Annotated in this window: 11 protein-coding genes and 1 riboswitch; of the genes, 9 read left to right on the top strand and 2 right to left on the bottom strand. The window is 35.8% G+C overall.

The window, feature by feature from the left end:
• Nucleotides 1-466: 466 nt before the first annotated feature.
• Entirely contained in the window at nt 467-793 is a 327-nt protein-coding gene (locus MUA88_RS06420; protein WP_262603364.1) for a hypothetical protein, read from the bottom strand.
• 130 nt (nt 794-923) lie between these two features.
• Between MUA88_RS06420 and pepF the strand changes: the two genes are divergently transcribed.
• Nucleotides 924-2,729: an oligoendopeptidase F gene (gene pepF / locus MUA88_RS06415; RefSeq protein ID WP_262605249.1), complete on the top strand. Its 1,806-nt coding sequence runs from the start codon at nt 924-926 to the stop codon at nt 2,727-2,729.
• A gap of 45 nt (nt 2,730-2,774) precedes the next feature.
• Here pepF and MUA88_RS06410 read toward each other — a convergent pair whose 3' ends face one another.
• Nucleotides 2,775-3,683 (bottom strand): CvfB family protein, encoded by a 909-nt coding sequence (locus MUA88_RS06410; RefSeq protein WP_262603362.1) that lies wholly within the window; start codon nt 3,681-3,683, stop codon nt 2,775-2,777.
• Between the two features lie 152 nt (nt 3,684-3,835).
• Here MUA88_RS06410 and MUA88_RS06405 point away from each other — a divergent pair, with 152 nt between their 5' ends.
• From MUA88_RS06405 to lysA, 8 genes are all read left to right on the top strand, one after another.
• A complete protein-coding gene (locus MUA88_RS06405) occupies nt 3,836-5,443 on the top strand; it encodes an ABC-F family ATP-binding cassette domain-containing protein (protein ID WP_262605248.1) in 1,608 nt (535 codons plus the stop codon).
• A 216-nt stretch (nt 5,444-5,659) separates the two neighbouring features.
• A riboswitch (Lysine riboswitch) is annotated at nt 5,660-5,837 on the top strand.
• 207 nt (nt 5,838-6,044) lie between these two features.
• Nucleotides 6,045-7,031, top strand: a complete 987-nt coding sequence (locus MUA88_RS06400; RefSeq protein ID WP_262605131.1) for an aspartate-semialdehyde dehydrogenase — start codon at nt 6,045-6,047, stop codon at nt 7,029-7,031.
• 5 nt (nt 7,032-7,036) lie between these two features.
• Nucleotides 7,037-7,915 (top strand): 4-hydroxy-tetrahydrodipicolinate synthase, encoded by an 879-nt coding sequence (gene dapA / locus MUA88_RS06395; protein WP_262605247.1) that lies wholly within the window; start codon nt 7,037-7,039, stop codon nt 7,913-7,915.
• Nucleotides 7,912-8,634: a 4-hydroxy-tetrahydrodipicolinate reductase gene (dapB, locus tag MUA88_RS06390; protein WP_262603359.1), complete on the top strand. Its 723-nt coding sequence runs from the start codon at nt 7,912-7,914 to the stop codon at nt 8,632-8,634. Before dapA ends, dapB begins: the two co-directional genes overlap by 4 nt.
• A 15-nt stretch (nt 8,635-8,649) precedes the next feature.
• Complete coding sequence (gene dapD, locus MUA88_RS06385) at nt 8,650-9,369, top strand: 2,3,4,5-tetrahydropyridine-2,6-dicarboxylate N-acetyltransferase (protein WP_262603358.1); 720 nt, start codon at nt 8,650-8,652, stop codon at nt 9,367-9,369.
• Nucleotides 9,370-9,520: 151 nt separating this feature from the next.
• Nucleotides 9,521-10,675 (top strand): M20 metallopeptidase family protein, encoded by a 1,155-nt coding sequence (locus tag MUA88_RS06380; RefSeq protein WP_262605246.1) that lies wholly within the window; start codon nt 9,521-9,523, stop codon nt 10,673-10,675.
• On the top strand, nt 10,672-11,742 hold the full coding sequence (gene alr, locus MUA88_RS06375) for an alanine racemase (protein ID WP_262605245.1): 1,071 nt from the start codon (nt 10,672-10,674) through the stop codon (nt 11,740-11,742). Before MUA88_RS06380 ends, alr begins: the two co-directional genes overlap by 4 nt.
• Complete coding sequence (gene lysA, locus MUA88_RS06370) at nt 11,743-13,008, top strand: diaminopimelate decarboxylase (RefSeq protein ID WP_262605244.1); 1,266 nt, start codon at nt 11,743-11,745, stop codon at nt 13,006-13,008.
• Nucleotides 13,009-13,066 lie beyond the last annotated feature (58 nt).

The raw sequence follows: 13,066 nt of genomic DNA, 5'->3' as shown, positions 1-13,066 counted from the left end.
AATTCTTAATGACTAACGAGTGTATTTTGGTTTATTAAGTGTAAAACTTTGTATCAATATTTAACTGAGCCATGTCATTATTTTACTCATTCATATGAGCCATTATTAAGTTTTATGATTTGAAATGAATTGTCATAGGTTCACTATTGTCATAGGTTCACTATGGTATATTTAACGACTGATTATAATACTTACTGTAAGTATTTAAAAGTTGAAAAAGCATATATAAAGAACAAATCCATGATATATATATAAATGGTAATAAAGCTAGAATAAGCTATTAAATCATGTGTTGCATATTAAATCATTTTATTAGTTTACATAATATATATTATAGGAAGTTATATATTGAGGTAAATATAAGCCCTCTCCATAGGAAGTTATATATTGAGGTAAATATAAGCCCTCTCCATAAAAAAAACACATATGAATATGGAATCTCCATACTCATATGTGTTAGTTAAACTTATTTAGGTTCGTGTTCTTTTTCAAAACGCGCAAGTTCTTTTTCGTATTTTTTCTGTTGACGACGTTTGCGCATGTTACGTGTTAAATACCATATGATTAAGCTAATGATTAAGCTTAAGATCGCAACAAATGCTGCATACCCTAATAATGGTTCATATGTGATTGGATAAAAATTCGGTATGATAAATGATAAGACGCCTAATGCGACAAACATAATAATGGCACTTACAAACCATTTATTCAATACGAGTGTACAAAATAATGTGATGACAAGCATTGCAACTAGTGTCATCCATAAATAATTCGGCATTTCTAAAATACTCATTCTTAATAATGCTCCTTAATCCTTTTAATCATTACAATTCATTATACAAGAAAACAAGCAAACATACATTAAATAATTTTATTAGTTTATATGATATGATATTATTAATCGAATTTAAGGGGGTTTAAAGATGGAGGAATTTTTAAAGGAAAGATCTGAAGTACCACAACAAGAAACTTGGGATTTAACGGACTTATTTACAGACAATCAAGCTTATGAGACTTTTGTAAAGGCCCTGCCTGAACGTGCACAAGCATTTAAAGAACAATATGCAGGCACTTTACAGGATGCGGAATCCATTCAAAAAGCTTTAGATGCCTATTGTTCTTTAGCAATTGATATTGACCGTGCAAATAATTTTTCTGAAATTCAAGCAAGTGTCGATGCTACAGATGCTGAGCGTCAAAGATTAGCAGCGTTATTTCAAACTTTATACGGTAAAATTAATGGTAGTTTAACTTTCTTAACATCTGAATTATTATCATTAGAAGATGCGCAGTTAGACCAAGCCATTGAGAAAACAACGTACAGCCATTTTCTAACTAAGTTAAAACGTTTGAAACCATATCAACTACATCCACAAGCTGAAGAAACACTTGCACGTTTGTCCCCTGTCTTAGGCGCACCGAGTGAGATCTATGGCATTACAAAAATGTTGGATATTGATTTTGGTCAATTTGAAGTAAATGGCAAGAAATATGCAATGGATTATATAACCTTTGAAGGTGTGTATGAAGATCATGCTGATACAGATATTCGTCGTGCGAGCTTTAGACACTTTAGTGATACATTAAAAAAATATGAAAATACAACAGCTGCAGCATATAATGCACATGTTCAAGCTGAGAAACTTGAAGCAGATATGCGTGGTTATGACTCTGTGATTGATTTCTTATTATCTGAACAAGATGTGACAAGAGAGATGTATGATCGCCAAATTGATACGATTATGTCAGACTTGGCCTCTATCATGCGTCGCTATGCAAAAGTCATCCAACGTACAAACCAATTGGACGAAATGCGTTTTGAAGATTTGAAGATATCGATTGATAACAATTACGAACCAGATATTACAATTGAAGAATCTAAAAAATATATTTATGGTGCACTTGGTGTATTAGGTTCAGATTATCAAAAAATGCTTGAAAAAGCTTACGAGGATCGTTGGATTGATTTCGTTCAAAATAAAGGAAAAGAAACGGGTGCGTATTGTGCCTCACCTTACGCATCACACAGCTATATCTTTATTTCATGGACAGGAAAAATGACTGAAGTCTTTGTATTAGCTCATGAATTAGGTCATGCAGGACACTTTAACTTGGCCAATAGTCATCAAAATTACTTACAAGCTGATGCTTCTATGTACTTTGTTGAGGCACCATCGACAATGAATGAAATGTTAATGCTGAACTACCTTCTTGAAAGTAGTGAAGAAAAAGCGTTTCAACGTTGGGCGATTGGCTCTATTATCGCACGTACATATTATCATAATATGGTGACGCACTTACTTGAAGCTGCATATCAACGTGAAGTGTATCTTAAAGTGGATAAAGGCGAATCATTAACTGCCGCATTGCTAAATGATATTAAACGCCAGGTCATCCGAGATTTCTGGGGTGAAGATGTTGTATTAACAGAAGGTGCAGAGTTAACTTGGATGCGACAACCTCACTATTATATGGGGCTTTATCCATATACTTACTCAGCAGGCTTAACAATTGGTACAATCATGTCACAACGCATTCAAAAAGAAGGACAACCTGCTGTACAAGATTGGCTTAAAGCCTTAAGTGCTGGAGACAGTGTATCACCGATTGAATTGGCGCGTATCGCAGGTATTGATATTACAACAGATCAACCATTAAAAGAAACAATTGCATATATTGGTTCGTTAGTTGATCAACTTGAAACATTAACAGATGAATTGAACGCATAATAAATAAAGGACGAGTGGTCAAATGCCATTCGTCCTTTATTGTCGTTATTTTTGTTGGTCTTGAGCACGTGCCCACCCTTTTTTAGTTAGTGAGATTTGCCCTGTTTCGATGTTGATAATGCGTTGTTTATATAAATGACCAATCGCGCGTTTAAATGCGCCTTTACTCATATTGAACACTTCTTTAATCGCTTCTGGACTTGATTTATCCCAAAATGGCAATGTACCCTCATATTCAACGAGTAATTGGAAAATCGTTTCACCATCATCATCTAAGCGTTCATGCGCTAATGGTAAGAATGAACCGTTCAATTCCCCTTTATCATTAAAGCCGATAATACGTACCGACATTTCTTGTCCAAGGCGTGGTTCGTGTTGACGTTCTGATTCGTGAACAAAAATTTTATAACCTTCTTCTGTTAGTAAAAATGTACCCACACGTAGCAAACGATACGGACGTGCAGTCAACATTTCATTTTGTAACTTGTCATCATGAACGGGTGTGAACATTTGTTGCACGGTCGTTTCTGAAGCGAGACGTGCAAACATTTGACGTTCGCGGTCAATACGAAGGGTACACAGTACATGATCCCCCTTCTCTGGCCATAGCGATTTAATTTTAGGGAGGTCTTCCCATGGGATTAACACTTCACGTGGTAAGCCAACATCGACACGCGCGCCGTCACGATCTGTGCTTAATACACGTACAAAGTCATAACGCCCCACTGTAATATCAGGCATATTTTGAGTAGCGAATAAATCCCCAGAGCGGTTTGGATAGATAAAGAAGCTATAAGATTCCCCTATTTCTAATTCATCTGATTCTTGGACTTCTGATTGATTGAGCTTGATGACCTCTTTATTTGGGCCTTCAAGAATATATGTTGAATCTTCTAGTGCTTTCACTTCTAAAAACTCTATTGTCCCAACGATTTCATTTTCTTTAAAAGACATAACGTTCTCCTCTTATTTATAAGTTAGTTCTATTATAGCATGCGTATGTTTTATAAGCATCAAAGGATTGAATGTTATGCCACAACATATCGAAACCCTGTGTGTTATATGGTATAATGCATGCGGTAGATTATATATAAAGGAGACAGTCCATGTTACAAGTTACGGATGTTAGTTTACGATTTGGTGATCGTAAATTATTTGAAGACGTTAATATTAAATTCACACCAGGCAACTGTTACGGCTTAATCGGTGCAAACGGCGCTGGTAAGTCAACATTTTTAAAGATTTTATCAGGAGAATTGGATTCTCAAACAGGACATGTATCATTAGGAAAAGATGAACGTCTTGCTGTATTAAAGCAGGACCACTTTGCTTATGAAGATGTCCGTGTACTTGATGTTGTAATTAAAGGTCATGAACGCTTATATGAAGTGATGCAAGAAAAAGATGCCATTTATATGAAGCCGGACTTCAGTGATGAAGATGGGATTCGTGCTGCGGAACTTGAGGGAGAGTTTGCAGAGATGGATGGTTGGAATGCTGAATCAGATGCGGCGACTTTATTATCTGGTTTAGGTATCGATACAAGCTTACATGACAAACAAATGTCGGAATTAGAAAACAATCAAAAAGTGAAGGTTTTATTAGCACAAAGTTTATTTGGTTCTCCAGACGTTCTATTACTGGATGAGCCTACCAATGGTTTAGATATCCAAGCGATTAGCTGGTTAGAAGATTTCTTAATTAACTTTGATAATACAGTAATCGTTGTATCCCATGACCGTCATTTCTTAAACAATATATGTACGCATATTGCTGACTTAGACTTTGGTAAAATTAAAATCTATGTTGGTAACTATGATTTCTGGTATCAATCAAGTCAGCTTGCACAAAAAATGGCACAAGAACAAAATAAGAAAAAAGAAGATAAAATTAAAGAGTTACAAGAATTTATTGCACGTTTCTCTGCCAATGCTTCTAAGTCAAAACAAGCAACAAGTCGTAAAAAGCAATTAGAAAAAATTGAATTAGATGATATTCAACCATCATCACGCCGTTATCCATTCGTAAAATTCTCACCAGAACGTGAAATTGGTAATGACCTATTATTTGTTGAAGGCATTTCAAAAACTGTAGATGGTGAAAAAGTATTAGATAACATTTCATTTACGATGAATCCAAATGATAAAGCGGTATTGATGGGTAGCAGCGAGATTGCGAAAACAACATTGTTGAAAATTCTTGCGGGCGAATTAGAACCTGACGAAGGTACTGTTAAATGGGGTGTAACGACATCTCAAAGTTACTTCCCTAAAGATAACTCAGCCTTTTTTGAAGGTGTGGATATGAACCTTGTTGATTGGTTACGTCAATACGCACCAGAAGATGAACAAACAGAAACATTTTTACGTGGTTTCTTAGGTCGTATGCTCTTCAGCGGTGAAGAAGTTAAGAAAAAAGCAAGCGTATTATCAGGTGGAGAAAAAGTACGTTGTATGTTGAGTAAAATGATGTTATCAAGTGCTAACGTACTACTTTTAGATGAACCAACAAACCACTTAGACCTTGAAAGTATCACATCAGTCAATGAAGGTTTGAAAACATTTAAAGGATCTATTATCTTTACATCTCATGACTTCGAATTTATCAATACGATTGCGAATCGTGTCATCGACTTAGATGTCCCTACTGGATTATCTAAAGAAATACCATACGAAAGTTATTTAGAAGAAAAAGGTATTTTGAAATCTAAGTAAAATAAGATGTAAGTGTTGTTTAACTTTTTAAATACAATATAAGATAGAATGACTATAGAGATAGCATGGCATCGTGAAATATGATACAAAAATAAACGATGATCCCCATACTATCTCTATTCTTTAAAGAAAATTATCAGTTAATTTAAAAAATTATGCATTTGGTGTTTACAGAGAATCGTTGAGTATGTATAATATGAAACATATTAATTTAATAATTATTGATGAGGCGCATCAATCATGAGTAGATATAATGAATTTGTCTGCAAACAATTTATATCCAAAGGGTGAGATGCCGAAGTAAACAGACTTTGCAGAATCTGTTTATTGGATTCAAAGGTTAAGAGCTAAGAATCTGTCATTATTCTAAAAATAATGGAGTGCATCACTTGTATATAGAGTAAGCAAGTTCGCACACCGGACTTGCTTTTTTATATATCATTATGTGATCCTTCCCTAACGTGAGGAGGTCAATAATGATAGTAAGATTTAAGGTATTAAGAAAGTGAACGAGCTTGTAAAAGAAATCTTACGTTTATTTTCTGAATTATAAGAAATGCATGAATTAAATTTAATTATAGAAGAAGATGGAGTGAATGACATGGTAAAATTAGCAGTCGCAGGAGCAACAGGTTTAGTAGGTTCTAAAATTTTGGAAACAGTTGATCGTAAAGGCATTCAGTTTGATGAACTCGTATTATTTTCATCAAAACGATCAGCAGGAAAAGAAGTTGAGTTCCAAGGTAAAACGTATGTGGTACAAGAACTTACTGAAGAAGCGACGGATGGCAACTTCGATTATGTATTAATGAGTGCAGGTGGTGCAACAAGTGCACAGTTCGCCCCACTCTTTGAACAACACGGAGCGATTATCATTGATAACTCAAGTCAATGGCGTATGGCAGAAGATGTGGACTTAGTCGTTCCAGAAGTAAATAAACCGACATTTACTCGTGGTATTATCGCCAACCCAAACTGTTCAACAATTCAATCAGTGGTACCTTTAAAACCATTACAAGAAACATTTGGTTTGAAGCGTGTTGCCTATACAACATATCAAGCTGTATCAGGTTCTGGTATGCAAGGTAAAAAGGATTTAGAAGATGGTGCAAATGGTGCTGAACCAAAAGCCTACCCACATCCAATCTATAATAACGTTTTACCACATATTGATGTCTTTCTAGAAGATGGTTATACAAAAGAAGAACAAAAAATGATCGATGAAACGAAGAAAATTTTAAATGAACCAACATTGAATGTTACTGCAACATGTGTACGTGTACCTGTACAAGATAGCCACAGTGTGCATATCAATGTAACGCTAGATCAACCAGCAACAGTTGCAGAAATCCAAGCATTATTTGATAAAGACCCTCGTGTCGTACTTGTAGATAATCCAGCAAATAATGAATATCCACTTGCTATTCATTCAACAGGACGTGATGAAGTATTTGTTGGACGTATCCGTAAAGATGACTCATTAGAAAATACTTTCCATATTTGGGTCACTTCAGACAACTTATTGAAAGGTGCAGCATTAAACGCAGTACAAGTATTGGAACAAGTACTAGAATTGAAAGGAGAGTAAATATTATGACACATATTTTCGAAGGGACAGGTGTTGCATTAATTACCCCTTTTAACAATAACAGCGTAGATTTTAATGCGATTCGTAGACAAGTAAATTTTTTAATCGATAATGGGATTCAATCATTAATTGTAAATGGGACAACAGCAGAAAACCCAACATTAACTGAGGATGAAAAAGATCAAATTATCCAAACAGTCATTGATGAAAATAATGGACGTGTACCAGTGATTGTAGGAACAGGTACGAATAATACGCAGCGTTCTTTAGAGGCATCATTACGTGCAAAAGAATTAGGTGCGGATGCCATTATGTTAATTACCCCATACTATTTAAAAACAAGTCAACGTGGCTTGATTGCACACTTTGAAACAATTGCAAATGCAGTTGAATTACCTGTTGTTTTATATAATGTACCATCTAGAACAAATAGTACGATTGAACCGGAGACTTTGGAACATTTAAGTCAAAATCCATTTATCGTTGCTTTAAAAGATGCAACCAATGATTTTGATTATTTAGCAGATGTTCAATCACGTATTGATACAACAAAGTTTGCATTATATAGCGGGAATGACGATAATATTGTTAAGTATTTCAATGAAGGTGGTAACGGACTTATTTCAGTTGCTGCAAATGTAATTCCAGCCGCATTTCAACGTGTTTATACAGATGCAGACAATCGTGAGAAAAACTTTGAACCAATTAGTGAATTATTAGAGGCAATGTCTGTAGATATCAACCCTATTCCTGTTAAATATCTAGCAGCCTTAGAAGGTTTTGGCCAATATCAAGTACGCTTACCATTAGTTGTTTTAGACGATGATGAACAGGCTACGTTAAAAGAAGCATTTGATAAATTTAAAGCGGAGGTTCAAGCATGAACATATTATTAATCGGATACGGGGCAATGAACCAACGTGTCGCACGTCTTGCTGAAGCAGCAGGTCATAAAATTGTTGCAGTGATACCGAATCGGCAACATGATGAAATCCCCTATCCTACCGTAAATGAGATTAGCGACGCGACAGAAGCGGATGTTGCGATTGATTTTTCTCACCCTAACCTGTTATTGCCATTACTTGAACAGTCATTCAATCTACCTTTAGTTGTGGCAACAACGGGTGAAAAAGAAACGATTACAACAAAATTGCAATCACTTTCTGAAAAAATGCCGGTCTTTTTCAGTGCAAATATGAGTTATGGTGTCCATGTTCTTACAAAGTTATTGGAAGTGGCTGTCCCGTTACTCGAACAGTATGATATTGAGTTAACAGAAGCACATCATAATCAAAAGGTAGATGCGCCAAGTGGTACATTGGTTAAGCTTTATGATGTCATTGAACAACTACGTGATAACGTACAACCAGTCTATGACAGAAGTCAACTTACAGAAAAACGTGAGAAAAATGAAATCGGTATTCATTCTTTACGTGGGGGTACCATTGTTGGAGAACATGATGTATTGTTTGCTGGTGTTGATGAGACAATCACCCTTTCACATAGCGCACAATCTAAAGATATCTTTGCGAATGGTGCATTAAAAGCAGCTGAGAAGCTTGTTCATAAATCACCAGGGTATTATACATTTGACAATTTATAAGGAGTGTAAGTAAACATGGTTAAAAATTTTACTGCTGAAGAAATTATTCAATATATTAGTGATGCGAAAAAATCTACCCCACTTAAAGTATATGCGAACGGAAATTTTACAGAGGTGACATTTCCAGAGCAATTTAAAGTGTTTGGCTCAGATGATTCTAAAGTGATTTTCTGTGAAGCGAGCGATTGGCAAGCATTTTATGAAGCGAATCAATCAGCAATTACAGAATTAGAAATTGAAATGGATCGCCGTAACTCAGCAATTCCATTGAAAAACTTAGTGAATACGAATGCACGTATTGAACCAGGTGCATTTATTCGTGAACACGCTGTTATTGGCGACGGTGCAGTTGTAATGATGGGTGCCACAATTAATATTGGTGCCATCGTTGGTGAAGGTACAATGATCGATATGAATGCCACATTAGGTGGCCGTGCAACAACAGGCAAAAATGTTCACGTTGGTGCAGGTGCAGTTCTAGCGGGTGTGATTGAGCCACCAAGTGCTTCTCCAGTTGTCATTGAAGATAATGTCCTTATCGGTGCGAATGCAGTCGTTTTAGAAGGTGTTCGTGTTGGTGAAGGTGCCATCGTTGCGGCAGGTGCCATTGTGACGCACGATGTACCTGCAGGAGCTGTTGTTGCAGGTACACCAGCCAAAGTCATTAAGCAAGCAAGCGACGTTGCCGATTCAAAACGTGAAATCGTAGCAGCATTGCGCAAACTTGATGAATAACGAATTAAGTGAATGATGTACTAAGAAATATTATTTATCTGTCTATCTGACGAAGCATGTAAGACTTGGCAGACATCGATCGAAGTGGGAGGACAAAAGTCAAAAGCTTTGTGCCCCACTTTTTTTGTTTAAATACCAAGGAGTGATTCAAATGAGTGAGTTAGAATTTGTCACACAACATCGACGATATTTACATACACATCCTGAATTAAGTTTGCAGGAATTTAAAACAACTGAATATATTATTGAATTTTTAAAATCTGAAGGTATTCCTTTTGAAAGACCATTAGAAACAGGTGTCGTTGCTTATTTAGAAGGAAATTCAAATAAGACAATTGCTTTTAGAGCAGATATTGATGCACTGCCTATTCATGAAGAAAATGATATCGACTTTCGTAGTGAAGTAGGTCAAGTGATGCATGCATGTGGTCATGATGGCCATACGACAGCACTTATGTTACATGTGAGAAGATGTAAAGCACTATATGATGCAGGAAAACTACCACATAATGTTGTCTTCTTATTCCAACCTGCTGAGGAATCAGGCGGTGGTGCTAATCAATTAATTAAAACAGGTGCATTAGATGCATACAAAATTGATGCAATATACGGTGTGCATATCATGCCATTTGTTGAAGAAGGTTCTGTCGTTGTACGCGATGAAGAAATTACCGCAAGCGCAACAGAATATCGTTTTTACTTAGAAGGACAATCAAGTCATGTTGCAAATAAAGAACAAGGCCGTTCGACTGGAGAAGCGATGCAGCACTTGTTGATACAATTATCACAAATTCAACAGTATCACTTAAATGGTTTACAACGCAACATTTTGCATATTGGTAGATTTCATGCAGGAGAAGCCATTAATACGGTACCGAGTCATGGCTATTTAGAAGGAACAATCCGAACATATGATATGCATGACTTACAACAAGTTCAACAACAAATGCAAAAAATTGCCGAAAGTATCACCCTATTATTTAATGTGCAATGTGACGTGAAATTTGAAGAAGGTTACCCACCTACTATCAATGATCCAAAGTTAAAAAAATATGTGGTGGATAGTTTAACGCATCATCATTTGAATGTCATTGAACCTAAAACACCCTATTTATTTGGTGAAGATTTTAGTTTTTATAACCGAATCGCCCCTTCATATTTTGTTTTCGTTGGAACAAAGGATGAAGCAAAAGGATACATCCATGGATTACATACACCAAAACTTAATTTTAATGAAAGTGTATTAATTCGAGTAGCTGATTATTATGAACGCTTATTATTCAATTATGATGAGGTGATCGAATGACAGCCCTTTGGCAAGTAGATAGTGAAATCTTTCAAAAAAATGTTCAGCAAGTGAAAAATGGTCAACCATTAATGGCTGTTGTCAAAAATAACGCATATAATTATGGGTTAACATTTGCGGTTGAACAATTTTGGAAGTCAGGTATTCGTTGTTTTAGCACAACATCTTTAAAAGAAGCTGTAAAAATTCGAGAACTCGCCCCTACTGCGACAATATTTTTAATGAATGCATCATATGAATTTGAAATAGTACGAATGCATGATATTCATATGACACTTCCTTCTTTAAGTTTTTATTATGAAAATAAAGAAGCACTAGCAGGTGTAAAGGTACATTTAGAATATGAAAATTTATTACATCGTTCTGGATTTAAAACACTTGATGAAATATTAGAAGTACTTGAGCACCATCATACAAATACACAACCAAAAATGACTATAACAGGTCTGTGGACACACTTTGGCTATGCAGATGAATTTGATGTGGTTGATTATGAAGAAGAACGTGATGCATGGATTGGAGTGGTAGATACACTTTTAAAACAAGGTTATCAGTTCGATATGATTCATGCACAGAACAGTGCGAGCTTTATTCGTGAAGGACAAATATTTCCACATCATACCCATGCACGTGTAGGGATTGCATTATATGGGTCACGTCCCTATTCTTCACTTTCTAGAACGTCTATATTACAGGCGCTTACTGTTCAAGCAAATGTGCTACAAGTCAGAACAGTTCAAGCTGGTCAACATTGTGGCTATAGTTTTGCGTACACAGCCGAGAAAGACAATACGAGACTTGCAGTGGTTGATATTGGTTATGGAGATGGTGTGTTACGTACACGCGCACAACATGATGTATTAATAAATGGGAAACGTTACCCTATTCGAGCGCTGATGATGAGTCATATGTTTGTTGAGGTAGATGATGATGTTAAAGCACAAGATATTGTGACACTTTACAATGAAGATTTAAGAATAGATGATTATACATTTAAAGGGGTTGGTGCAAATTCTGAACAATTAAGTGCATTAAACCTAGATTCTTTAACAAAGGAGTATCAATAAATGACAGTTACTTATAATAAATCTGGAGAGCTTACAATCGATGGTACAAGCTTAAAAACAATTGCCCAAAGTTATGGGACACCAACGATTGTTTATGATGAAAATCAAATTCGCGAACAAATGAGACGCTATCATAAAGCATTTCAACAAAATGATATTGGCTATGTATTATCTTACGCGTCAAAAGCATTTACATGCATTCAAATGATTAAACTTGTTGAAGAAGAAGATTTTGATTTAGACGTTGTGTCTGAAGGAGAACTTTATACAGCGATTGAAGCCGGTTATGATCCTAAACGTATTCATTTCCATGGTAACAATAAAACGAAACAAGAGATTCAATATGCACTCTCTCAAGGTATTGGTTATTTTGTCGTTGATGCATTAGACGAAATTGCAGTATTAGATGAGTATGCGACTGATTCTGTAGATGTGCTTATTCGTGTAAACCCTGGTGTTGAGGCACATACACATGAATTTATCCAAACAGGCCAAGAAAAAAGTAAGTTTGGCTTATCATTAAAACATGGTCTGGCTGAACAAGCTGTTGAAATGATCCAACAAAGTCATCATTTAAACTTAAAAGGGATTCACTTCCATATTGGATCACAAATTGAAGAAACAACAGGCATTATTGAAACAGCTAAAATGGTGTTAGAATGGTTGGACAAACATGCATTAGAGATTGAGTTACTGAATTTAGGCGGTGGTTTTAGTGTGGAATATGTTGAAGGTGATCAATCATTCGATATTGAACATGGGATTACAGAAATTGTTCAGGCAGTAAAGCAGAAGTGCCGAGAACTTAACTACCCTATTCCAACATTAAGTATTGAGCCAGGACGTTCTATTGTGGCTGAAGCAGGTGTTACACTATACGAAGTCGGTACGATTAAAGAGATTCCTACAGTGAATAAGTATATTTCTATTGATGGTGGGATGAGTGATCATATTCGTACAGCACTGTATGATGCTAAATATAAAGTGATGCTTGTTAATCGTAATGAAGTGGCTGACCAAGTCGTCACACTGGCTGGGAAATTATGTGAATCTGGTGATATTTTAATCCATGAAGCGGCACTTCCTTCAAGTGTGTCTCGTGGTGACTATTTGGCTGTATTATCAACGGGAGCGTATCATTATAGTATGGCTTCTAACTATAACCAAATTCAAAAACCAGCTGTATTCTTTGTCGCTAATGGTAAAGCACGAGAAGTGATTAAGCGTCAATCATTACGTCAATTGATTATTAATGATGTGAAATAATAGAATTAAGAGGATGAGATGGCAGATGCTGTCTCATTTTTTTATTGTATTCAAACAA

The sequence above is a fragment of the Staphylococcus sp. IVB6240 genome (assembly GCF_025558425.1).
Classification (GTDB): domain Bacteria; phylum Bacillota; class Bacilli; order Staphylococcales; family Staphylococcaceae; genus Staphylococcus.
The sequence above is the reverse complement of the archived record's forward strand: the minus strand, read 5'-3'. Positions and strand labels throughout refer to the sequence as shown.

Coding starts and splice junctions, on each gene's coding strand:
- MUA88_RS06420 (WP_262603364.1), bottom strand. CDS start 793: ATGAGTATTTTAGAAATGCCGAATTATTTATGGATGACACTAGTTGCA.
- pepF (WP_262605249.1), top strand. CDS start 924: ATGGAGGAATTTTTAAAGGAAAGATCTGAAGTACCACAACAAGAAACT.
- MUA88_RS06410 (WP_262603362.1), bottom strand. CDS start 3,683: ATGTCTTTTAAAGAAAATGAAATCGTTGGGACAATAGAGTTTTTAGAA.
- MUA88_RS06405 (WP_262605248.1), top strand. CDS start 3,836: ATGTTACAAGTTACGGATGTTAGTTTACGATTTGGTGATCGTAAATTA.
- MUA88_RS06400 (WP_262605131.1), top strand. CDS start 6,045: ATGGTAAAATTAGCAGTCGCAGGAGCAACAGGTTTAGTAGGTTCTAAA.
- dapA (WP_262605247.1), top strand. CDS start 7,037: ATGACACATATTTTCGAAGGGACAGGTGTTGCATTAATTACCCCTTTT.
- dapB (WP_262603359.1), top strand. CDS start 7,912: ATGAACATATTATTAATCGGATACGGGGCAATGAACCAACGTGTCGCA.
- dapD (WP_262603358.1), top strand. CDS start 8,650: ATGGTTAAAAATTTTACTGCTGAAGAAATTATTCAATATATTAGTGAT.
- MUA88_RS06380 (WP_262605246.1), top strand. CDS start 9,521: ATGAGTGAGTTAGAATTTGTCACACAACATCGACGATATTTACATACA.
- alr (WP_262605245.1), top strand. CDS start 10,672: ATGACAGCCCTTTGGCAAGTAGATAGTGAAATCTTTCAAAAAAATGTT.
- lysA (WP_262605244.1), top strand. CDS start 11,743: ATGACAGTTACTTATAATAAATCTGGAGAGCTTACAATCGATGGTACA.